The sequence below is a fragment of the Roseomonas sp. CCTCC AB2023176 genome (genome assembly GCF_042259275.1).
Taxonomy (GTDB): Bacteria; Pseudomonadota; Alphaproteobacteria; order Acetobacterales; family Acetobacteraceae; genus Roseomonas.
The window spans coordinates 3,915,694-3,935,526 of record NZ_CP170086.1; the positions used below are offsets into that span (position 1 = coordinate 3,915,694).

At 72.0% G+C, this 19,833-nt stretch carries 20 protein-coding genes; 15 read left to right on the forward strand and 5 right to left on the reverse strand.

Going from position 1 to position 19,833, the window contains the following annotated elements:
• Nucleotides 1-28: 28 nt before the first annotated feature.
• From ACE7GA_RS19580 to ACE7GA_RS19600, 5 genes are all read left to right on the forward strand, one after another.
• Nucleotides 29-1,156: a glycosyltransferase family 4 protein gene (locus ACE7GA_RS19580; protein ID WP_376090299.1), complete on the forward strand. Its 1,128-nt coding sequence runs from the start codon at nucleotides 29-31 to the stop codon at nucleotides 1,154-1,156.
• A complete protein-coding gene (locus ACE7GA_RS19585) occupies nucleotides 1,153-2,058 on the forward strand; it encodes a glycosyltransferase family 9 protein (protein ID WP_376090302.1) in 906 nt (301 codons plus the stop codon). The genes ACE7GA_RS19580 and ACE7GA_RS19585 overlap by 4 nt, the downstream gene beginning before the upstream one ends.
• A gap of 139 nt (nucleotides 2,059-2,197) precedes the next feature.
• Complete coding sequence (locus ACE7GA_RS19590; RefSeq protein ID WP_376100387.1) at nucleotides 2,198-3,181, forward strand: TRAP transporter substrate-binding protein; 984 nt, start codon at nucleotides 2,198-2,200, stop codon at nucleotides 3,179-3,181.
• Between the two features lie 7 nt (nucleotides 3,182-3,188).
• Nucleotides 3,189-3,722: a TRAP transporter small permease gene (locus ACE7GA_RS19595; protein WP_376090305.1), complete on the forward strand. Its 534-nt coding sequence runs from the start codon at nucleotides 3,189-3,191 to the stop codon at nucleotides 3,720-3,722.
• A 12-nt stretch (nucleotides 3,723-3,734) separates the two neighbouring features.
• On the forward strand, nucleotides 3,735-5,036 hold the full coding sequence (locus tag ACE7GA_RS19600; protein WP_376100390.1) for a TRAP transporter large permease: 1,302 nt from the start codon (nucleotides 3,735-3,737) through the stop codon (nucleotides 5,034-5,036).
• A gap of 46 nt (nucleotides 5,037-5,082) precedes the next feature.
• Here the strand turns inward: ACE7GA_RS19600 and ACE7GA_RS19605 are convergent, their stop codons facing one another.
• Nucleotides 5,083-5,427, reverse strand: a complete 345-nt coding sequence (locus ACE7GA_RS19605; RefSeq protein WP_376090308.1) for a hypothetical protein — start codon at nucleotides 5,425-5,427, stop codon at nucleotides 5,083-5,085.
• A 147-nt stretch (nucleotides 5,428-5,574) separates the two neighbouring features.
• On the opposite strand from ACE7GA_RS19605, the gene ACE7GA_RS19610 reads away from it, so the two are divergent.
• Nucleotides 5,575-6,876 (forward strand): TAXI family TRAP transporter solute-binding subunit, encoded by a 1,302-nt coding sequence (locus tag ACE7GA_RS19610; RefSeq protein WP_376090311.1) that lies wholly within the window; start codon nucleotides 5,575-5,577, stop codon nucleotides 6,874-6,876.
• 7 nt (nucleotides 6,877-6,883) lie between these two features.
• Here the strand turns inward: ACE7GA_RS19610 and ACE7GA_RS19615 are convergent, their stop codons facing one another.
• Together ACE7GA_RS19615 and ACE7GA_RS19620 are read right to left on the reverse strand one after the other, a co-directional pair.
• Nucleotides 6,884-7,909, reverse strand: coding sequence for an LLM class flavin-dependent oxidoreductase (locus ACE7GA_RS19615; RefSeq protein ID WP_376090314.1), 1,026 nt, complete (start codon nucleotides 7,907-7,909; stop codon nucleotides 6,884-6,886).
• Nucleotides 7,910-7,934: 25 nt separating this feature from the next.
• Complete coding sequence (locus tag ACE7GA_RS19620) at nucleotides 7,935-9,179, reverse strand: DUF445 domain-containing protein (RefSeq protein WP_376090317.1); 1,245 nt, start codon at nucleotides 9,177-9,179, stop codon at nucleotides 7,935-7,937.
• A 320-nt stretch (nucleotides 9,180-9,499) separates the two neighbouring features.
• On the opposite strand from ACE7GA_RS19620, the gene ACE7GA_RS19625 reads away from it, so the two are divergent.
• Both ACE7GA_RS19625 and ACE7GA_RS19630 read left to right on the forward strand, forming a co-directional pair.
• Nucleotides 9,500-10,237 (forward strand): metal ABC transporter ATP-binding protein, encoded by a 738-nt coding sequence (locus ACE7GA_RS19625; protein WP_376090320.1) that lies wholly within the window; start codon nucleotides 9,500-9,502, stop codon nucleotides 10,235-10,237.
• A gap of 4 nt (nucleotides 10,238-10,241) precedes the next feature.
• The gene (locus ACE7GA_RS19630; protein WP_376090323.1) at nucleotides 10,242-11,108 is read left to right on the forward strand and encodes a metal ABC transporter permease; all 867 of its coding nucleotides are present in this window, start codon (nucleotides 10,242-10,244) and stop codon (nucleotides 11,106-11,108) included.
• Between the two features lie 36 nt (nucleotides 11,109-11,144).
• Here ACE7GA_RS19630 and ACE7GA_RS19635 read toward each other — a convergent pair whose 3' ends face one another.
• Entirely contained in the window at nucleotides 11,145-11,666 is a 522-nt protein-coding gene (locus ACE7GA_RS19635; RefSeq protein ID WP_376090326.1) for a YqhA family protein, read from the reverse strand.
• 39 nt (nucleotides 11,667-11,705) lie between these two features.
• On the opposite strand from ACE7GA_RS19635, the gene ACE7GA_RS19640 reads away from it, so the two are divergent.
• The 5 genes from ACE7GA_RS19640 to ACE7GA_RS19660 all read left to right on the forward strand — a co-directional run bounded on the left by ACE7GA_RS19640 (nucleotide 11,706) and on the right by ACE7GA_RS19660 (nucleotide 16,127).
• A complete protein-coding gene (locus ACE7GA_RS19640; RefSeq protein ID WP_376090329.1) occupies nucleotides 11,706-12,056 on the forward strand; it encodes a RidA family protein in 351 nt (116 codons plus the stop codon).
• Nucleotides 12,056-13,027: an ion channel gene (locus ACE7GA_RS19645; RefSeq protein WP_376090332.1), complete on the forward strand. Its 972-nt coding sequence runs from the start codon at nucleotides 12,056-12,058 to the stop codon at nucleotides 13,025-13,027. The genes ACE7GA_RS19640 and ACE7GA_RS19645 overlap by 1 nt, the downstream gene beginning before the upstream one ends.
• A gap of 144 nt (nucleotides 13,028-13,171) precedes the next feature.
• Nucleotides 13,172-14,197 carry an NAD-dependent epimerase/dehydratase family protein gene (locus ACE7GA_RS19650; protein ID WP_376090335.1) on the forward strand — a complete coding sequence of 342 codons (1,026 nt, stop codon included), beginning with the start codon at nucleotides 13,172-13,174 and terminating at the stop codon, nucleotides 14,195-14,197.
• Nucleotides 14,194-15,345 (forward strand): DegT/DnrJ/EryC1/StrS family aminotransferase, encoded by a 1,152-nt coding sequence (locus ACE7GA_RS19655; protein WP_376090338.1) that lies wholly within the window; start codon nucleotides 14,194-14,196, stop codon nucleotides 15,343-15,345. The genes ACE7GA_RS19650 and ACE7GA_RS19655 overlap by 4 nt, the downstream gene beginning before the upstream one ends.
• Before the next feature lie 68 nt (nucleotides 15,346-15,413).
• A complete protein-coding gene (locus tag ACE7GA_RS19660; RefSeq protein WP_376090341.1) occupies nucleotides 15,414-16,127 on the forward strand; it encodes an ArsR/SmtB family transcription factor in 714 nt (237 codons plus the stop codon).
• On the opposite strand, the gene serB is transcribed toward ACE7GA_RS19660, so the two are convergent.
• Nucleotides 16,094-16,984 (reverse strand): phosphoserine phosphatase SerB, encoded by an 891-nt coding sequence (gene serB / locus ACE7GA_RS19665; RefSeq protein WP_376090344.1) that lies wholly within the window; start codon nucleotides 16,982-16,984, stop codon nucleotides 16,094-16,096. The two genes, ACE7GA_RS19660 and serB, sit on opposite strands and share 34 nt — an antisense overlap.
• A gap of 26 nt (nucleotides 16,985-17,010) precedes the next feature.
• Between serB and miaA the strand changes: the two genes are divergently transcribed.
• Nucleotides 17,011-17,973, forward strand: coding sequence for a tRNA (adenosine(37)-N6)-dimethylallyltransferase MiaA (gene miaA, locus ACE7GA_RS19670; RefSeq protein ID WP_376090347.1), 963 nt, complete (start codon nucleotides 17,011-17,013; stop codon nucleotides 17,971-17,973).
• A gap of 52 nt (nucleotides 17,974-18,025) precedes the next feature.
• Nucleotides 18,026-19,831 carry an acetolactate synthase 3 large subunit gene (locus tag ACE7GA_RS19675; protein WP_376090350.1) on the forward strand — a complete coding sequence of 602 codons (1,806 nt, stop codon included), beginning with the start codon at nucleotides 18,026-18,028 and terminating at the stop codon, nucleotides 19,829-19,831.
• Nucleotides 19,832-19,833: the final 2 nt, after the last annotated feature.

Here is a 19,833-nt window from a genome sequence, read left to right on the forward strand (position 1 = left end):
CGGCCTGCCGGCTGTAAGGGGCGGCGCCATGCCGGACCCCGCGCCCGCCGTGCTGCAGGTGCTGCCCGCCCTCGTCTCCGGCGGGGTGGAACGGGGGACCGTAGAGATCGCGCAGGCCCTCGTCGCCGCCGGGTTCCGCGCGGTCGTCGCCTCCGCGGGCGGCCCGCTGGCGGCGGAGGTCGAGGCGGCCGGCGGGCGGCACGTGACCTTGCCGCTGGATCGCAAGTCACCGGCCGCGCTGACGGCGAACGCCGTCGCGCTGCGGCATCTGGCGCAAGGGGAGGGGGTGCGGATCATCCATGCCCGTAGCCGCTTTCCCGCCTGGTCCGCGCTGATCGCGGCGCGGCGCGCCGGGGCGCACTTCGTCACGACCTATCACGGCACCTACAACGAGGGCTTTCCCGGCAAGCGCCTCTACAATTCCGTCATGGCGCGCGGGGACCGCGTGATCGCGATCAGCGAGCATATCGCGGCCGTGGTGCGGGAGCGGTACGGCGTGGGGCCTGACAGGCTACGAGTCATCCCTCGCGGCGTGGACCCCGTCCGCTTCGACCCGGACGCCGTATCGCCGGATCGTGTCGAGGCGCTGCGGCGCGCCTGGGACCTCCCCGCGGACCGCAGCGTCATCCTCCTGCCCGGGCGCCTGACGCGCTGGAAGGGTCAGCGCGTGCTGCTCGACGCCCTGGGGAGGCTGCCGGAGCCGCGTCCGGTCGCCGTGCTCCTCGGAGATGCGCAGGGGCGGGACGAGTACGTTGCGGAGTTGCGGCGCGTCGCGGCCACGCTCGGCGATGCCGTCCGGATCCCGGGGCCGGCCTCCGACGTGCCGGCGGCCCTGGCCCTGGCGGACGTGGTGATTCATGCCAGCACCGACGCCGAAGCCTTCGGGCGGACGGTGATCGAGGCCCAGGCCATGCGGCGCCCCGTCATCGCCTCCGACCTCGGTGGTCCGCGTGAGACCGTGGCGGACGGCGTGACGGGGTGGCGCGTCCGGCCCGGCGATCCTGGGGCCCTCGCCACCGCCCTGTCGCGCGTGCTGGCCATGCCGGCGGCCGAGCGGCGGACCGTCGGCGCCGCGGCGCGCGCGGCGGTGCTCGCGCGCTACACCACCGCCGCTATGCAGGCGGCGACGCTCGACGTGTACCGGGAACTGCCGTGATCCGGCGCGTCCTCGTCATCAAGCTCGGCTCGCTCGGCGATTTCGTGCAGGCCTTCGAGGCCTTCGCGGCGATCCGCGCGCATCACCCCGCCGCGCGGATCACGCTGCTGACGACGAAGCCCTATGCCGGCCTGTCGCGCCGCATGCCCTGGTTCGACGAGGTCTGGGATTGCGGCCGGCCGGGCTGGGCGGACCTGCCAGGCGTGTGGCGCCTGTTCCGCCGCCTGCGGGGTGGGCGCTTCGACCGGGTCTACGACCTGCAGAATTCGGGCCGGTCCTCGCGCTATCGCGCCTTCGTCGGGCTGCGGGCCGACTGGTCCGGCATCGCCTGGGGCGCGAGCCACCCGCAGTGCGGCGCCTATCGCGAGGTAATGCACACGGTCGAGCGGACGCGCGACCAGTTGCAGATCGCGGGTATCCGCGACTTTCCGCAGCCCGACCTGGACTGGCTCGACCTCGACGTGTCGCATCTCGGCCTGCCCGGGCGCTTCGTTCTGCTGATTCCTGGCGCCAGCCCGCACCGGCCGGGCAAGCGCTGGCCGCATTTCCCGGCGCTTGCGGCGGGACTCGATCTTCCGGCCGTGGTGCTGGGGGTTGGGGCGGAAGCGCCGCTGGCCGCCGCGATCGCGGCGGCCCAACCCGCGACGAAGGACCTCACGGGGCGGACGAGCATGGAGGAGATCGCCGCGGTCGCGCGCCGGGCGGTCCTGGCGGTGGGGAACGACACCGGCCCGACGCACATGGCGGCCGCGGCGGGCTGTCCGACCGTTGCCCTCTTCGGCGGGGACAGTGATCCCTCCCTCTGCGGCCCGCGCGGGCCTGCGGTGCGGATCCTCCGGCGCGATCCGCTGGACGCGCTCTCGCCCGCGGAGGTGGCAGAGGCAGCCCGCGCCCTGCCCTGATCAGGGGCATTTTTCGCGTCGCATCCCGAATGACGACCCGGGGCACCCTTGCCGGGACGGCGGGACGGTGCCGATCATGCGGCCCAACACCCCCGGTCCGGGGGCGACCAGAGATGCGAGACAGGGGAGCGTGACCGAGATGTTCATCACCCGCAGGACCGTGCTGTCCGCGGCCGCCGGCGCCGCGGCCTTCGCCGGGCCCGCCCGCGCCCAGGCGCGCTGGCAGATGGCGACGCCCTACCCGGACGGGAACTTCCACACGCGCAACGTGCGCGCCTTCGTGGAGGACCTGCAGACCCGCACGAATGGCGCCATCCAGGTGCAGCTCCACACCAACGGCACGCTGCTGCCGATGCCGCAGATCAAGCGCGGCGTGCAGCAGGGCCAGGTGCAGATGGGCGAGATCCTGCTATCGGCCTACGGCAACGAGGACCCGTTCTTCGAGGTGGACGGCATCCCGCAGCTCGTCACGAACTTCGACGAGGCCAAGAAGCTGATGGACCTCGCGCGGCCCTACATCGAGGCGCGCTTCCAGCGGCAGGGCGTGTCGCTGCTCTACATGGTGCCCTGGCCGCCCTCGGGCTTCTACACCAACACGGCGGTCGAGAGCATCGAGGCGTTGCGCGGGACGCGCATGCGGACCTTCAACGTCATGACCAACCGCTTCGCGACCCTCGTCGGCGCCTCGCCGACCCTCGTGCAGGTGAGCGAGATCCCGCAGGCCTTCGCGACGGGCGTGGTGAACGCGATGGTGACCTCGGCCGCGACGGGCGTGGATACGCAGGCCTGGGACTACGCGAAGTTCTTCACCAATGTCGGGTTCACCTTCACGCGCAACGCGGTGTTCATCCAGCGCCGGGCGCTCGACGGCCTTACGGCCGCGCAGCAGGCGGCGGTGCGGGAAGCGGCTGCAGCAGCGGAGACACGCGGCTGGCAGATGGCACGGGAAGCCGCCGAGTCGCAGCAGGCGATCCTCGGCCAGCGCGGGCTGACGGTATCCGCTGCCAGCACGGCGCTGATGGAAGGCATGTCCCGGGTCGGCCGCACCATGGCCGATGAGTGGGTAACCCGGGCCGGCGATGACGGCCGCGCGCTGATCGCAGCCTATCGCGCAGGGACCTGAGCCGGCCATGCGGCGGGCGCTCGACGGCCTCTACGCGTTGAGCGCCGGCCTGGCGGCTCTCGCGCTGCTCGGCATCTTCCTCGTCATGGCGGGCGGCGTCGCCGTGCGGGCCCTCGGGCACGAGATCCCGGCGGCGGACGACGTCGTCGCCTATCTTTGCGTGGCCACGACCTTCTTCGCGCTGGGACATGCCTTCCGGCGCGCGGAACTCATCCGTGTCGGGATGCTGATCGAGAACCTGTCGCCCGGCGCGCGGCGGGTGCAGGAGATCGTCGCGCTCTCGTTCACCGGCGCGGCCGTCGCCTACATCACGTGGTGGACCCTGCAGGATGCGCTCTTCTCGCTCGAGATCGAGGAGGTAGCGCAGGGCCTCGTGGCCTTCCCGCTCTGGGTGCCGAAGATGGCGATGCCCATCGGGTCGGGGATCCTTCTCGTCGCGATCCTCGACGACCTCGTCGCCGTGCTGGCGGGACGCAAGACCTCCTACATCGAGGCGGCCGAGGCACGGGCGGCGCGCGGCGAATATTCGGCGGAGCGCTGAGCGGTGGGTGCGATGGACCTCGGCACGCTCGGGCTGCTCCTGCTCGTCGTCATGTTCCTCCTGCTGGGCGGCGGGATCTGGATCGCATTCACGCTCTCGGCGGTCGGCTACGTCGCGCTCGTGCTGACGAACCCGACGCCCGGGCTGTTCCTGGCCTCGGCCTTCTGGGAGAGCACGGGTTCCTGGACCCTCGCGGCGCTTCCGATGTTCGTCTGGATGGGCGAGATCCTGTTCCGCACGCGGCTGAGCCAGGAACTCTTCAACGGTCTCGCGCCATGGTTCGGGCGGCTGCCGGGGCGGCTGTTCCACGTCAACATCTTCGCCTGCGGGATCTTCGGGGCGGTCTGCGGGTCTTCCGCCGCGACCTGCGCCACGATCTCCAAGATCGCGCTGCCCGAACTCGCGCGGCGCGGCTACGACGAGCGGCTGGCCATCGGCAGCCTCGCGACCTCCGGCACGCTCGGGATCCTCATCCCGCCCTCCATCATCATGGTGGTCTACGCCGTGTCGGTGGAGACCTCGATCATTCGGCTCTTCATCGCCGGTCTGATCCCCGGGCTGATCGTCATGGCGCTGTTCAGCGGGTACATCGTGGTCTGGGCGCTGCTGAACCCCGCGAAGATGCCGGCGCGGGAGCCGCGGATGAGCTTCGGCGAGAAGCTCCGCGCCTCCGCGCAGCTCATCCCCTGCGTGCTGCTCATCCTCGTCGTGATCGGGTCCATGTTCGCGGGCTATGCGACCGCGACGGAGGCCGCGGCAGTCGGTGTCGGCGGGGCGCTGCTGCTGGCCGCGGTCACGCGCACGCTGACGTGGCGCAATTTCCTCGACAGCCTGACGGGCGCGACACGGCTGTCCTGCATGATCAACATCATCCTCGCCGGCGCCGCCTTCCTGACGAAGGCCATGGCGCTGACGGGCATTCCCGGGGCGCTCGCCGGCTTCGTCACGGAAATGGGCCTCGGCCCCTACGCGCTCATCGCCATCCTGACGATCGTGTACCTCATCCTCGGCTGCTTCGTGGACGGGGTCAGCATGATCGTGCTGACGACCACGATCGTCGTGCCGCTGGTCACGGCCGCGGGCTTCGACCTCGTCTGGTTCGGGATCTTCATCGTGCTGCTGGTGGAGATCGCGCAGATCACCCCGCCGGTGGGGTTCAATCTCTTCGTCATGCAGGGGCTGACGGGGCGGGAGCTCGGGACGATCGCCCGGGCGTCATTGCCCTTTTTCGGGCTGCTGGTCGTGACGGTCGCGATCATCACGGTCTTCCCGCGTGTCGTGACGTTCCTGCCCGACCTGCTGCTGAACCGCTGAGCGGACGGCGCCGCCGGGCCGGGTGCCCGGCGGCGCCGCCTCGCCGTCACATCACGGGGCGGAGGGACCCGTCCGGGCCGCGCTCATAAACCGCGCCGCCGCCCATGTAGGCGGCATTTGCATCGTTCGCCCCGCCGCGCGCCGCGCCGCGCCCGGCCGTGTGGCCGCCGCGCATGGCGGACCGGTTGGAGTGGGCGGCCGCCCGGTTGGAGTGGTGCATCGGGCGATGCGCCCGGGTCGAACGGTGGTGCATCGTGCTGCCGGACGCGGAGCCCGCGGCACCGCTGCCCGTGTCGCCCGTCATCGGGGCGCTGGGCGACTGGGCCTGGGCGACGGCTGTCAGGCCGCAGAAGACGACGGCGGCCGCGAAGAGGGTGAACCGACGGGACATGGTGAACTCCTGATGGTCAACTGCGTGGCGGCCCCCGACCCCTCGGCCGACGCGGCCCGCACGTGGCGAACGTGATACACCAGCGGGCGGTTGCGCGGTCGTTGCGGCCGCGTGCAACCCCTTCACGATACCGTCGTTCCCCGGGGCATGTGGCAATCGGTCAAGGCGTTCCTGCGGAGCTGGGGCATCGTCCTCGGGCTGACGATCGTCGGCATCCTCGTCGCGTTCCGGTTCGTCTCACCGGCGCCGCCCGATACACTCCGGCTCGCGGTGTCGCGGGATGCCGGGAGTGCCTACACCGCCGCCGTGGACGCCTATGCCCGGGCGCTGGAAGCCGAGCGCTTCAAGGTGGAACGGGTCCCCTCGTTGGGATCGGTCGAGAACCTGCGCCTCCTTCGGGAGAGACGGGTGGACATGGCCCTCGTCCAGGGTGGGATCGTCGGGAACACGGGGGCCCCCGGGGCAGAGGCGGCCGGCGACCTCGTCTCGCTCGGCGCGGTGTTCCTGGAACCGGCCTGGGTCTTCGTGCGCCGCCAGGAAGCTGGGGGAAACCCCGTCCAGCAGCTCCGCGGCCGGCGCGTGGCGGTGGGGCCGGAGGGCAGCGGGACGCGGGTGCTCGCTCTGGCTCTGCTCCAGGCCAATGGGCTCGGCGGCGACGCGATCCAGCCTCTTCCGTTCTCGGGCAACGAGGCGGCGGAGGCCTTGCTGAACGGTCAAGCCGAGGCCGCGGTGTTCGTCTCCGCCGTGCCGACCGAGGCGATCATGCGCCTCGTCCGGTCGGAGGGCGTGAACCTCCTGAACTTCGGAAGCCGCGCCGACGCCTACGCGGCGCAGTTGCGCTACCTTTCCATCGCGCGGCTGCCGCGATCCGGCCTCTCCCTGCCCGAGGACCTGCCGCGGGAGGACATCACGATGATGGCGCCCTCCGCCGCCCTCGTGTCGCATGCCGACCTCAACCCGCAGGTCGCGGCGCTGATGATGCGGGTGCTGCGAGAGAGCCACCGCAACCGCACTCTGTTCTCGCAGGAGGGGCGCTTCCCGAATGGAACCGGCACCGACCTGCCGCTCCAGGAGGACGCGAAGAACTTCTATGAGCGGGGCGAGTCCTTTCTGCAGCGCTACCTCCCCTTCTGGCTTGCGGTCGCGGTGGACCGGCTCTGGGTGCTGATCATCCCGCTGGTGACGTTGCTGCTGCCGCTCGCGCGCATCGCGCCGGCGATCTATACGTGGCAGATGGAGCGCAAGCTCAACCGCATCTACGGTGAGGTCCGGAAGGTCGAGGAAGGGGCGGGCAAGGGGCTTTCGATGCAGTCCGCCGCGAAGCTCGACGCGCTGGAGAACGAGGCGTCGCGGCTGGAACTGCCGGATTCCTACGGCGACAAGATCTACCAGCTGCGCCAGCACATCGCCTGGCTGCGCGACAAGCAGTTGGTGATCGGCGGAACCTGAGGCGCCATCACGCCGCGAGGGGCGGCGCAGCGGTCAGTCCGAACGCTTCCGCCAGCAGGGCATAGGAGCGCAGCCGCGCGGACTGGTCGTGCATGGGCGTGAGGACCGCGACCTCCTCCGCGCCGAGCTCGGCCGCGAGGCCTTCGAGGCGGCTGCGCAGAGCGGGGCCGGTGCCGACCAGGGCGCCGCGGCGCCGGCGCTCGATCTGGGCGAGGTCCTCGGCGGAGTAGGGATAGGCCTCCGCATCCTCCACGCTCGGCAGCGGCACGAAGCGGCCGCGGTCTCGCGACAGGCGCCACAGTTCGCGCGGCCGGTAGAGGCGCCATGCCTCCGCCTCGGTCTCGGCGCAGAGGGCGGAGACTGCGACGGCAGCGTGCGGCGCCGCGAGGATGCCGGGCCGGAAGCCCTGGCGGTAGATCTCCAGCGCCTCCGCCGCGCCGCGCCCGTCCGTGATAAAGTGCGCGAAGCAATAGGGCAGGCCGAAATGCGCGGCGACCTGCGCGCCGTAGTCGGAGGAACCGAGGATCCAGACCTCCGGCGCCGTGGGGCCGCGCGGCTGGGCGATGACCTGCGCGAAGGGGTGGTCCACCGGGAGCCCCTCGCCGAGCCAGCCCAGCACGTCGCGCACCTGCGCGGGAAATCGATCCGCGGCTCGCGCCGCGTCGGGGTTCAGCGCGAAGGCCGTCCGCCCGTCCGAGCCTGGGGCACGGCCCACCCCGAGGTCGATGCGGCCGGGCGCGATGGCCTCCAGCACCCGGAACTGCTCGGCGACCTTCAGGGCGGAATAGTGGGGCAGCATGACGCCCGCGCTGCCGACACGGATGCGCGACGTCGTCGCGGCGATGGCGGCCATCAGGATTTCCGGCGCGGTGCCGGCATGCGCCTCGCTCGCGTGGTGCTCGGCGAGCCAGTAGCGGGCGTAGCCCAGCGTGTCCGCGTGGCGTGCGAGGGCGAGGGTCTCCCGGATCGCCTCGTCGGCGGTGCGGCCGGACCCGATGGTGGACTGGTCTAGGATCGAGAGGGCGAGGGCCATGCCGACCGATGTAGGCGCCGCCGCGTCAGGTCGCCACCCGGCCGAAGAGGGCGTGCAGCACAATGAAGAGCACCCCGCCCGCCAGTGCCCCCACCACCGTGCCGTTGATCCGGACGAATTGCAGGTCCCGCCCCACCCGCAACTCAATCCGGTCCACGACCGTCGCCGTATCCCAATGCGCGATGACGTTCGCGATGAAGCCGGCGACCCGCCCCTGCGCGGCGGGAAGGAGGGTCATGAGGCCACGCTCCACCGTCCGGTTCAGGCGTTCCTGCGCCGACCGGTCCGTCTCCAGCATCTCAGCCAGGTTGTTCAGCATGCCGGTCAGCAGCCGGATCGTGCGCCCTTCAGGGTCGGTTGCATCCGCCTCGATCGCCTCGCGCAACCGGGCCCAGGAATCGGAGAGCCAGGCGGCGACCGAGGGATGCGCCATGGCACGGCGCAGGGCCTCGCCGATCGACTCGGCGCGGGAGGGGTCGTTCTCCAGGCGGCCGATCTCGCCCTCGAGCCAGGTCTCGAAGGCGGCGCGGAGGTCGCTGTCGCCCGGCTCCATCTTGTCCAGCTCGGCGTTCAGGGCCGACAGGACCCGGCGCGCGACGGCGGCGCCGGCCATCCAGCCGACGAGGGCACCGCCCTCGGCCCGGACGCGGTCGGCGATGGCGGTCTTCAGGCTCTCTTCCTTCGCCGCCATGAGGGCCTTCAACTGGCCGAGGGCAAGGCCGAAGACCTCCTGGTGCCGCCCGCCGGCCACCATCAGGCGAAGAGCCCGCGCGGCCATGCGCGCGGCAGCCTGTCCCGAGACGATCCGCGGCAGCAGGCGCCGCATGACCCGCTGTGCCTGCCCCTTCTCCAGGCTGGCGAGGAGGCGGGGGAGGGCGCGGGCCATCGCCTCGGCGGCTGGGCGGGCGGTCGCCGGGTCCGACAGGAAGCCGCGCAGGATGGACGCCGCGTCGAGGCGGGCGAGGACCGCGCGGACCTCGGCATCCGTGAAGACGTGGTTCGCGACGAAGCGGCCGAGGGCCTGGCCGAGCCGCTCCTTCTGGTTCGGCACGATCGCGGTGTGCGGGATCGGGATGCCCAGGGGGTGGCGGAAGATGGCGGTCACCGCGAACCAGTCGGCGAGGCCGCCCACGAGCCCGGCCTTCGCGGAGGCCTGGAGGAGTTCGGTCCAGTAGCCCGGCGGCAGCGCGTAGGAGCCGAGCGTCACCCCGGCCATGCCCGCCAGGAGCCCCGTCGCGACCGCCTTGTGCCGGCGCAGCGCGGCCCGCATCGCGGCCTCCCCGGACGGGTCGCGGGAGGGGGGATGTCGAAAGGCATCGGGCGGGCAAGTGGAGACCCGGCGCCCCGATCTCCAGCCCGAAACGCCGGGCTCGAGCCCGTGCATCCAGGCCTGCTCACCCAAACCTGCGCACCTGAACCTGCGCGGGGCGCGCGACGTTGAAGCGGGGCCCACGGAACGTTATACAGTAGCACCATGGCTCTCCGCCTCTCCGACCCCCTTGCGCTCACCGCCGGCGCGGCGCCCCGGCTCGTCCTGGCAGGCGCGATGTCGGCCGTGCTTTGGCTCGCGGTCGTCTGGGCGTTGTCAGCGTGAACCCGGCCCCGATCCGCCTGCGCGACCTGACGCTGGTGCATGACCGGCGCCCGGCCGTGCACCACCTCTCCGGCGCTTTCGAGCCGGGGAGCCTGACGGCCATCGTCGGGCCGAACGGGGCGGGGAAGACGACCCTGCTGCGTGCCGTGGCCGGGCTGCACCGGGTGGATCACGGGCGGCTGGAGCGGCCGGCTCGCGGCGTCGCCCTGCTGCCCCAGATGTCCGCGCTGGATCGCACCTTCCCGATCGGCTGCCTCGACGTCGTGACGCTGGGGCACTGGTCGCGGGTCGGCGCCTTCCGCGGGGTCACGCCCGAGCAGCGGGACCGCGCCGCGGCGGCCCTGGCGGCCGTCGGCCTCTCGGGCTTCGAGAGGCGGCCGGTGGGCAGCCTCTCGGCCGGGCAGTTCCAGCGGCTGCTCTTTGCCCGGCTGCTGGTGCAGGACGCGCCGATCATGCTTCTGGACGAGCCGTTCAATGCGGTGGACGCGCGGACGGCGGCCGACCTGCTGCGTCTGGTCCGCGACTGGCACGGGGAGGGGCGGACCGTCGTCGCCGTCCTGCACGACGTCGACCTCGTCCGCGATGCCTTCCCGGACTGCCTGCTCCTGGCGCGGGAGCCCGTGGCCTGGGGCCCGACGGCGCAGGTCCTGACGTCCGAGAACCGCCTGCGCGCGCGGATGATGGCGGAGCGCTGGGACGGCGACGCCGAGGACTGCTCCCGCCAAGCGGCTTAGCGCCGTGTGGGACCTGCTGGTTGCCCCCTTCGTCGAGTTCGGGTTCCTGCGCCGCGCGCTCGTCGGCTGCCTCGCACTGTCGATCGCGGCGCCGCCGCTTGGCGTCTTCCTCGTCCTGCGGCGGATGAGCCTGACGGCGGACGTGCTGGCGCACGGCATCCTGCCCGGGATCGCGGCGGGATTTCTCGTCGCCGGGCTGTCGGTGGCCGCGATGTCGCTCGGCGGACTGGCCGCGGGGCTGCTGGTGACGATCGGGGCCGGCGCGCTGTCCCGCGCGACGGGCGGGCGGGAAGATGCGTCCCTCGCAGCCCTCTACCTCGTCGCCCTGGCGCTGGGGGTCGCGTTGATCTCCATGCGCGCCGGCGCGGTGGAACTCACGCACCTGCTCTTCGGCAGCGTCCTCGGCGTGGACGATCCTTCATTGTTCCTGATGGCCGGGGTTGCGACTTTGACGCTGGCCGCGCTGGCCCTGGCCTGGCGGCCATTGGTGCTCGAATGCTTCGACCCCTCCTTCGCTTCGGCGGAGGGCGCGCGCGGCGGGGCCTGGCACCTGCTGTTCATGGGGCTGGTCGTCATCAACGTGCTCTCGGCGTTCCAGGCGCTCGGGACGCTCATGGCGGTCGGGCTGATGATGCTGCCGGCCGTCGCGTCCCGGCACTGGGCGCGGAGCGTCGGGGGCATGGCCACTGCCGCGGCCGGGATGGCGGCCGCGGCATCGGTCGCGGGCCTGCTGCTGTCCTTCCACGCGGACGTGCCGACGGGGCCGGCGATCGTGCTCGTGGCCGGCGCGGCCTGGGCGGTCTCGGTGGTTTTCGGGCCGGTGGACGGGCTCGTCGCGCGCGTGGTCCGGCGGCCGCATTTCGCGGGGTAGACGGGCCGGCGGGCCGCAACGCGGTCCGCAGGGCCGTCAGTCCTCCCCGCCCTTCTTGCCCTCCAGCCGGTCGGCCACGGCGAGGGCCAAGACGCTCAGCAGGAACATGCCATGGATGGACACGGCCCAGGTCAGGACCCGGTCCGGTGTCGAACCGATCTCCAGGAAGAGTTGCAGCAGGTTGATCCCGGAGATCGCGACAAGAGCCGTCGCGAGCTTGATCTTGAGATTGCCGAGCGCGAGCTTCCGCACCCAGCTCATGTCCCGGCCGTCGCGGTCGCCGCCGAGGCGGTTCACCAGGGTGTCCCAGGACGCCAGGATGACCGTGACGACGAGGCCGGCCACGAGCGCGGAGTCGAGGAGGTAGAGGAGCGCGAGCAGCGCCTCGTGATCCTCCGACCGCAGGAGCTTGCCGCCGAACTCCACGATCTTGAACGCGAACTTCGCGGCGTAAAGGGCGAGCGCGGCGGCAAGGCCGAGGTAGAACACCGCCAGCAGCCAGCGGCTCGCGAGGATGGCCTTGTTCAGCAGGTCGCCCATGGTCACGCTGCGTCGCACGGCGCGGCGTGGGCGCACAAGCGCGGCGGGGAGGCGGGGATGATCCGACGGCTGGCGGAGGAGGAACGGCTGAGCGGCGCCGTCGTCGCAGGGGGCTTCATCTTCCTCGCGGGCCAGGTGGCCGACGACGACTCGCTCGACGCGGAGGGGCAGACGGCCGATATCCTGCGCCAGATCGACGCCCTGCTCGCAAAGGCCGGCACGGACAGGCGGGCGCTGGTCCAGGTGCAGGTCGTGCTCGCCGACATTGCCGACGCGCCGGCGATGAACCGGGCCTGGGATGCCTGGCTCGACCGCTCGGCCAAGCCGGCCCGGATGACGATCGGGGCGCCCCTCGTGAACCCGCGCTGGCGGGTCGAGATCACCGGGGTTGCGCTGGCCCCGCCGTGATGGGGCGTCTGCCGGACTGGGCGCGGCCCTTCCTCGTCACGCTGGGCCTCGCGGTCCTCGTCGCCGCGGGGGTGGCGGGGGATGAGGGGCCCTGGTTCGCCCTCGTCGTGGTCGGGACGGCGGTGGTGGGCTTCGGGACGCTGTTCCGGCTTTTCCCCGGCGGGGTGGATCTCGCGGTCGGCGCGGCCAATGGCTTCGCGGTCTATGCCTGCCTCTTCACGGTGATCGGGCGCGCCGCCTTTCCGGACGCGCCGCGCACGGCCGCGGCCCTCGCATTCGTCCTCCCCGTGCTCGCCTTCCTGGCGGCGGTCTGGCGGCAGCGGCGCGCCCTCGGCTTCATCATCCGGAGCGAGACACCGACCGAGGCGCGTCACCTGTGGCGAATCGGCCGCTGGCTCCTCAGCCTTGCCGGGGTTGCCGCGGTGTCGCTCTCCTTCCCGGCCAACCGGATGCCCGGGATGGAGCAGGGCAGCGTCCTGCTCGTCGCGATGGCCCTCGTCGGCGCCCTCGTCGCGGCGAACGTGCGGGAGGTCGTGCGCTTCCTCGTGGACATGGCGCTGCTGCTGAACGACCTCGGCGGGCGCGCCGTGGCGCTGGCGGTGCCGGTCGCGGCCTACGTGTCGCTCTTTTCCCTCATCACCATCGCCTTCGCCTGCTTCTACCGGATCGCCGACGCCCTCTCCCGCGGGCCACTCTTCGCGGGGCCGGCGGGGCCCATGCGGCTGGCGTTCCGGGACGCGCTGCATTTCAGCATCGTCACCGTCTCGACCGTCGGCTACGGCGACATCTGGCCGGAGGATGACGGGGTGCGGCTGCTGGCGGCCGCGGAAGTGCTGGCGGGCCAGATCCTCCTGCTCTTCGGCTTCTACGAGATCACGCGGAGCCGCCTCTCGCCCGAGGCCGCGAAGGCCGAGCGGCAGGCCGACCGGGAGGAGGATCGGATGGGGGATCGGCCGCCCGGGCGCGATTGAGGCGGCACCGCCGGGATCGCGGTTCCCTTGCCCGGCGGGCGCCGCAATCCCGTCCCTCTTCCGCCGCTGGCCGGGTTGAGGTTGAACGGTGACGGCCCCGGTGGCGGGGCGATGATGGAACGGGCCGCGGAATCCATGGCCGGAATGGCTGACAGGACGGGATGGGCGGGCCGGCGCGTGCTGGTGACGGGCGGGGCTGGCTTCCTCGGCTCGGCGCTGTGCCACGCGTTGGGGCAGGCCGGAGCCGAGGTGATCGCACTCGACGCCATGCTGCCGGGCACCGGCGCGCGGCGGGCGAACCTGCGTGGGTGCGGCGCGCGGCTGGTCGTGGCCGATCTGCGGGATGCCGACCTCGGGTCGCTCTGCGACCGCGTGGACGTGCTGTTCAACATGGCGGGGCAGACGAGCCACGCCGGCAGCCAGAAGGACCCCTTCGGCGACCTGGCGATCAACGGCCACGCGCAGCTGCGCCTGATCGCGGCGCTACGGCAGGCGGCGCCGGGCGCGGTCGTCGTCCATGCCTCGACGCGCCAGTTCTACGGCCGGCCGCAGCGGCTGCCGGTGGACGAGACACACCCGATCGTCCCGCCCGACGCCAACGGCGTGAGCAAATTCGCGGCGGAGCAGTACTGGCTGCTGGAGCACCGCGTGCACGGCCGACCCGTGACGGCGCTGCGACTGACCAACTGCTACGGCCCGCGCATGCGGGTGATGGATGCGCGGCAGACCTTCCTCGGCATCTGGATCCGGCGCCTGCTGGAGGGCGAGGCCTTCGAGGTCTGGGGCGGTGACCAGTTGCGTGACTTCTCCTACGCCGACGACGTGGTGGCGGCCTTCCTGGCGGCGGCGGAATCGCTGCTGGCAGGCACCGGGACGGCGGGACGGCCGTTCAACCTGGGCGGGGACGCGCCGATGTCGCTCCGGCACCTCGCGGAGGCCCTGGTGACGGCCGGCGGGTCGGGCCGTTACGTCTCCCGCGAGTTTCCGGCGGACCGGGCGGCGATCGACATCGGGTCCTACCACGCCGATGACGGGGCCTTCCGGGCGGCGACCGGCTGGGCGCCGCGCGTGGGGCTGAGAGACGGGCTGCGACGGACGGTCGATTGGTTCCGCCCGCGCCTGACCGAGTACCTGACCGAAGACGAGACCGAAGGAACGACCGTTCGATGAACGCCCCCGACATCCTGGTGCCGCAGGCCGATCCCGGCGCCGCCTATCGCGCGCACCAGGCGGAGATCGACGCGGCGATCAGCCGCGTGCTCGCCAGCGGCTGGTACATCCTGGGCCAGGAAGGCGCGGCCTTCGAGAAGGAATATGGCCGCTGGCTCACCGAGGGTTCGGCAGGCGGGGCGGAGCAGCACGCGGTCGGCTGCGCCAACGGCACGGATGCGATCGCGCTGATCCTGCGCGCGATGGACATCGGGCCGGGCAGCACGGTGGCGACCGTCGCCCACACCGCCGTTGCCACGGTTGCCGCGATCGAGATGGTCGGCGCGACGCCGCTCCTGCTCGATATCGACCCGCAGACCTATTGCCTCGACCCGGAGGAGCTGCGGGCGGTCATCGCTTCGCCGCCGGCGGGCCTGCCCCCGCTGCGCGCGGTCATCCCGGTGCACATTTACGGCCATGCCTGCGACCTGACCGCGATCCTGCCGATGTGCCGCGACGCCGGCATTAGGGTGATAGAGGATGTGGCGCAGGCGCATGGTGCACGCCTCGACGGGCAGATGCTCGGCACCTTCGGTGACGCGGCGGCCTTCTCGCTTTACCCGACGAAGAACCTGGCGGCGCTCGGCGACGCTGGAATCACGGCGACTCGCGACGAGGCCTTGGCGAAGCGGATGGGCGCCGTGCGGCAGTACGGCTGGCATCGGCGCTACATCTCCGACGAGGTCGGGATCAACACGCGGCTGGATGAGTTGCAGGCCGCCGTGCTGCGCGTACGCCTGCCGAAGCTCGCCGCGGCGAATGCACGGCGGCGGGAGATCGCGGCGGCCTACGACGCAGCCCTGGCCGACGGCCCGATCGCCGCGCCGTTCCGTGCACCGGGTGTGGAGCACGTCTTCCACCAGTACGTCGTGCGTGTGCCGGGGCGGGAGGCGGTGATGGCGAAGCTGCGGATGCAGGGCGTGGCGACGGCGATCCACTACCCCGTGCCGGTGCACGAGCAGGGCGCCTATGCCGGCCGCGTCGCGCTAGGGCCGGCGCGCTGCGCCGAGACTTCCCGCGCCGCGACGGAGATCATGAGCCTGCCGGTCTACCCGGAAATGACCGACCGGCAGGTCGAGCGGGTCTGCGCCGCGCTTCGGGCGGTATAGGGCGAGGGGCGGCGACGCTTCGGCCCCGGCCGAAGCGTCGGCCTCCCGATCGGTCTAGGCTTCCCTGCGTGACCTCGATCGCCTCCCTGGCCGAGACGGCGGCAGCCCTCGGCGACCCCGCGCGCCTGGGCATGCTCTCCGCCCTGATGGATGGCCGTGCGCTGACCGCCGGGGAACTGGCCCGGGTGGCCGGCGTCGCGGCGAGTACGGCGAGCGGGCACCTCTCCGTTCTGGTGGAGGCCGGGCTTCTGGCGGTGGAACGCCAGGGCCGCCATCGCTACCACCGCCTGGCCTCGGCGGAGGTGGCGCGGGTTCTGGAGGGGCTCATGGCCCTTTCCGCCGCACGGCCGCGCCCGGCGCCGGTGACCGGCCCGCGCCAGGCCGCGATGCGGGAGGCCCGGACCTGCTACGACCACCTGGCCGGACGGCTGGCGGTCGGGATCGCGGATTCGCTCATCGCGCACGGTCATCTCGAGATGTCGGGCGATGGCGGACGGCTGACGGGCAGCGGCGATTCCTTCTTGCGCGACCTCGGCGTACCCGTCCGTGCCGGCGGCACGCGACCCTTCTGCCGCCCCTGCCTCGACTGGAGCGAAAGGCGGCCGCACATCGCCGGGGCGCTCGGGGCCGCCCTGTGCACGCGGTGTCTGGAGATGGGCTGGGTGCGCCGGGTCGCCGGATCCCGCGCGCTGACCGTCACGCCGGCCGGCGAGCGTGGGTTCCGCGCGGCCTTCGGAATCCGCGCTGCTCAATCGTCCGGGGCGATCTCGGCCGCCCTGTAGCCCTGGGCGTAGAGGATCGCGCGGAGGTCGGCACGGTCCACCCGCGCCCGCGCGGCGGCGGCGACGATGGGCTTGGCCCTGTAGGCGACGCCGAGGCCCGCCGCACCGATCATCGCGAGGTCGTTCGCGCCGTCGCCGACGGCGAGCGTGGCGTCGAGAGGCAGGCCCTTCCCGACGGCAAGGGCTTTCAGCGTCGTGAGCTTCGCGTCCCGGTCGAAAATCGGCTCCTGCACGAGGCCGGTCAAGGCGCTGCCGTCATCCAGCAGGAGGTTCGCGTGGTGCGAGTGGAACCCGCAGGCCGCGGCCACGCGCGAGGTGAAGTAGGTGAAGCCGCCCGACGCGAGCGCGCAATGCGCGCCGTGCGCCGCCATGGTCCGCACCAGTGCGCGGGCGCCGGGCATCAGCACCGTCCGTTCCCAGGTCGCGTGCAACGCGGAGAGGGAGAGGCCGTGCAGCATCGCGACGCGCTCCCGCAGCGCGGCGGAGAAGTCCAGTTCGCCGTTCATGCTGCGACGGGTGATCGCGGCGATCTGGTCCTTCAGGCCGGCGAAGTCGGCGAGTTCGTCCAGCGTCTCCGACGTGACGATCGTGCTGTCCATGTCGGCGATGAGGAGGCGCTTGCGGCGGCATTCGGCCGGCGTCGCGATCGCGTCCACGCTGCCCAGCGCGTGCCTCACGGCTTCCGCCGCGCGCGCCGGATCGGTGCCGGAGAAGGGGAGGTCGGCGGCCTCGTCGTCCGCCAGCCAGTCCGGCGTACCGGGCGCTGCGCCGTGGGCAGCGAGGGTGTCCCGGGCCTCGGCGACATGCGCGGCGTGCAGCTCGCCCGGGGGTGCGACGAGGGTCAGGACGTGCGACATGCGCGGCTTCTGCCCGCGGGGAGGCGATGGAGCAACCGGAGGCCCTGCTGATCGCCGGCCCGACCGCGAGCGGCAAGTCGGCCCTGGCGCTGGAGGTCGCGCGCCGCGCGGGCGGCGTGGTGATCAACGCGGATTCCATGCAGGTCTATCGCGAGCTGCGCGTGCTGACCGCGCGCCCCACCGTCGAGGAGGAGGCCCGGGCGCCGCATGCGCTCTATGGCGTACGGCCCGCGGCGGAGGCGGCCTCCGTCGCGTGGTGGCGCGAGGTCGCATTGGACGCCATGGACACGGCGGTGGCAGAGGGGCGGCTGCCCATCCTCTGCGGCGGGACGGGGCTCTACTTCCGCGCGTTGACCGAAGGCCTGTCGGAAATCCCGCCCGTTCCCGCCGAGGCTCGGGAAGAGGCCCGGCGGCTGCTGGCCGAGGAGGGGTCCGCCGCCCTGCACGCACGCCTCGCGACGGTCGATCCGACGACGGCGGCGCGGCTACGGCCGAGCGATCCGCAGCGGGTTGCGCGGGCCTGGGAGGTCTGGCGCGGTACGGGCAGGGGCGTTGCGGCCTGGCAGGCCGAGGCGCCGACGACTGGCCCCGCGCCCTACCGCTTCCGCGCTGTCCTGCTCGACCCGCCGCGGGACGGGTTGCGCGCCGCCATCGCCGCGCGGTGGGGTGCGATGCTACGCGACGGAGCGGTCGAAGAGGTCCGGGCGCTTCTGGCGCTCCGCCTGGACCCGGCCCTGCCCGCGATGCGGGCGCACGGCGTGCCGGAAGTCGCGGCGGCGATGCGCGGGGAGATCACGATGGCCGAGGCGGGGCGCCGGGCCTGCCTCGCGATCGGCCAGTACACGAAGCGGCAGGCGACGTGGTTCCGGCACCACGCGCTGGCAGCCCCGTCCGTCACGCATATCTTCCATGCGCGTATCGGCGATCCTGCGCAACTTTCAGAATGTTTAAAGGTGAATTTCCTGCGAAACTTGCTTCGTGCGCGTTGACGCGATGGAGCGAAGCCCGTATGGCAGCCGCCCGAGAAACGAGAACTGCCCGATGTCCACGACCATCCCAGCGCCCGACGGCTCCTTGGCCGACGCCGCGACCCTGACGGGCGCGGAGATTGTCCTCCGCGCGCTGAAGGATCAGGGCGTCGAGGTCATCTTCGGCTATCCCGGCGGCGCGGTCCTGCCGATCTACGACGCGCTGTTCCAGCAGAACCACATCCGCCACATCCTCGTCCGGCACGAGCAGGCGGCGGTTCATGCGGCTGAGGGCTACGCGCGTTCGACCGGGAAGGTCGGCTGCGTCCTCGTCACCTCCGGACCCGGCGCGACGAATGCCGTGACCGGGCTGGTGGACGCGCTGATGGACTCCATCCCGGTCGTTTGCCTGACGGGGCAGGTGCCGACGCACCTGATCGGAAACGATGCATTCCAGGAAGCGGACACGACGGGCATCACGCGCCCCGCGACGAAGCACAACTACCTGGTGAAGCGCATCGGCGACCTGTCGCGCGTGATGCATGACGCGTTCTACGTCGCGCGCTCCGGTCGTCCCGGCCCGGTGGTGGTGGACCTTCCGAAGGACATCCTGCTGACGAAGGGGACCTACGAGGAGCCGACGCGGCAGGAGCACCGATCCTACCGCCCGCAGACGAAGCCCGACATGGGCCGGGTGCGGGAGGCCGTGGCGCTGCTGAAGGGCGCGCGGCGGCCGGTCGTCTATGCCGGCGGCGGCGTCGTGAACGCGGGGCCGGAGGCATCGGCGCTGCTGACGCAGCTGGTCCGCCGCGCCAACCTGCCCTGCACGAACACGCTGATGGGGCTGGGCGTCTTCCCGTCCACCGATCCACGCTTCCTCGGCATGCTCGGCATGCACGGCACGGTCGAGGCGAATCTCGTCATGCACGGCTGCGACGTGATGTTCAACATCGGCGCGCGGTTCGACGATCGGGTGACGGGGCGCCTGAACGCCTTCTCGCCGGGATCGAAGAAGATCCACGCGGATATCGATCCGTCGAACATCAACAAGAACGTGCCGGTGGACGTGCCGATCGTCGGCGACGCGACCGAGGTGCTAAGGGCCATGATGGCCGTCTGGGACGAGGTTCCGGGCGAACAGGACCGCGAGGCGCTGGCCGGCTGGTGGAAGCAGATCGACGCCTGGCGGGCGAAGGACTGCCTGCGCTACGAGCAGAAGGGCAGCATCATCAAGCCGCAGCACGCCGTGAAGCGCCTGTATGAGATCACGCGCGAGCTGGGCCGCGAGACCTTCATCACGACCGAGGTCGGGCAGCACCAGATGTGGGCGGCGCAGTATTTCGGCTTCGAGAAGCCGAACCGCTGGATGACGTCCGGCGGGCTGGGGACGATGGGCTACGGCCTGCCGGCGGGGATGGGTGTGCAGATCGCGCATCCCGACGCGCTGGTCATCGACATCGCCGGCGAGGCCTCGATCCTGATGAACATCCAGGAGATGTCCACGCTGGCGCAATACCGCCTGCCCGTGAAGGTGTTCATCCTGAACAACGAATACATGGGGATGGTGCGCCAGTGGCAGGAGCTGCTGCATGGCGGGCGGTATTCGGAGTCCTATTCCGCGGCGCTGCCCGACTTCGTCAAGCTGGCGGAATCCTTCCATGCCCGCGGCCTGCGCGCGACGGACGCGTCGCAGCTGGACGAGGTGATCCGGGAGATGATCGCTCATCCCGGCCCGGTCATCGCCGACATCGCGGTGGACCAGAAGGAAAACTGCTTCCCGATGATCCCCTCCGGCGCCGCGCACAACGAGATGATCCTCGGGCCGGGCCAAGCGGGCGGTGTTGCGGGCGTCACCGATGAGGGTCGGGTCCTCGTCTGACC

Excerpts from the sequence above, each read along its gene's own strand:
- ACE7GA_RS19580 (WP_376090299.1), top strand. The coding sequence starts at position 29 with ATGCCGGACCCCGCGCCCGCCGTGCTGCAGGTGCTGCCCGCCCTCGTC.
- ACE7GA_RS19590 (WP_376100387.1), top strand. The coding sequence starts at position 2,198 with ATGTTCATCACCCGCAGGACCGTGCTGTCCGCGGCCGCCGGCGCCGCG.
- ACE7GA_RS19595 (WP_376090305.1), top strand. The coding sequence starts at position 3,189 with ATGCGGCGGGCGCTCGACGGCCTCTACGCGTTGAGCGCCGGCCTGGCG.
- ACE7GA_RS19600 (WP_376100390.1), top strand. The coding sequence starts at position 3,735 with ATGGACCTCGGCACGCTCGGGCTGCTCCTGCTCGTCGTCATGTTCCTC.
- ACE7GA_RS19605 (WP_376090308.1), bottom strand. The coding sequence starts at position 5,427 with ATGTCCCGTCGGTTCACCCTCTTCGCGGCCGCCGTCGTCTTCTGCGGC.
- ACE7GA_RS19610 (WP_376090311.1), top strand. The coding sequence starts at position 5,575 with ATGTGGCAATCGGTCAAGGCGTTCCTGCGGAGCTGGGGCATCGTCCTC.
- ACE7GA_RS19615 (WP_376090314.1), bottom strand. The coding sequence starts at position 7,909 with ATGGCCCTCGCCCTCTCGATCCTAGACCAGTCCACCATCGGGTCCGGC.
- ACE7GA_RS19620 (WP_376090317.1), bottom strand. The coding sequence starts at position 9,179 with ATGCGGGCCGCGCTGCGCCGGCACAAGGCGGTCGCGACGGGGCTCCTG.
- ACE7GA_RS19640 (WP_376090329.1), top strand. The coding sequence starts at position 11,706 with ATGATCCGACGGCTGGCGGAGGAGGAACGGCTGAGCGGCGCCGTCGTC.
- ACE7GA_RS19645 (WP_376090332.1), top strand. The coding sequence starts at position 12,056 with ATGGGGCGTCTGCCGGACTGGGCGCGGCCCTTCCTCGTCACGCTGGGC.
- ACE7GA_RS19650 (WP_376090335.1), top strand. The coding sequence starts at position 13,172 with ATGGCTGACAGGACGGGATGGGCGGGCCGGCGCGTGCTGGTGACGGGC.
- ACE7GA_RS19655 (WP_376090338.1), top strand. The coding sequence starts at position 14,194 with ATGAACGCCCCCGACATCCTGGTGCCGCAGGCCGATCCCGGCGCCGCC.
- serB (WP_376090344.1), bottom strand. The coding sequence starts at position 16,984 with ATGTCGCACGTCCTGACCCTCGTCGCACCCCCGGGCGAGCTGCACGCC.
- miaA (WP_376090347.1), top strand. The coding sequence starts at position 17,011 with ATGGAGCAACCGGAGGCCCTGCTGATCGCCGGCCCGACCGCGAGCGGC.
- ACE7GA_RS19675 (WP_376090350.1), top strand. The coding sequence starts at position 18,026 with ATGTCCACGACCATCCCAGCGCCCGACGGCTCCTTGGCCGACGCCGCG.